The organism is Loktanella sp. IMCC34160, from assembly GCF_004145845.1.
Lineage (GTDB): Bacteria > Pseudomonadota > Alphaproteobacteria > Rhodobacterales > Rhodobacteraceae > SELP01.
The window spans coordinates 1-345 of record NZ_SELP01000020.1 but is presented as its reverse complement, the minus strand read 5'-3'; the positions used below and the strand labels follow the sequence as shown (position 1 = coordinate 345).

At 64.6% G+C, this 345-nt stretch carries 1 protein-coding gene; it reads right to left on the bottom strand.

All coding sequences use genetic code 11. The features are described from left to right. On the bottom strand, positions 1-345 hold a 345-nt coding region (locus tag EU803_RS18465; protein ID WP_277985717.1), incomplete at both ends, for a CoA-transferase.

Sequence of the window (345 nt, the reverse complement as noted above, 5' to 3'; positions counted from 1 at the left end):
CGGCGAGTTCGACGATGTGCAGCCCTTTGTGGGTGACGTCGAGGACGCCGAGGTTGGTGATGATCCGGTCCACGACGCCCTTGCCGGTCAGCGGCAGGGTGCATGATTTCAGGACCTTGCTGTCGCCGTGCTTGTTGGTGTGGTCCATCACCACCACGACCCGGCCGACGCCGGCGACAAGATCCATCGCGCCGCCCATCCCCTTGACCAGTTTGCCCGGGATCATCCAATTGGCGAGATCGCCGGTTTCGCTGACTTCCATCGCGCCGAGGATGGCCGCCGCGATCTTGCCCCCGCGGATCATGCCGAAGGAGGTCGCGCTGTCGAAATAGCTGGTCCGGGCCA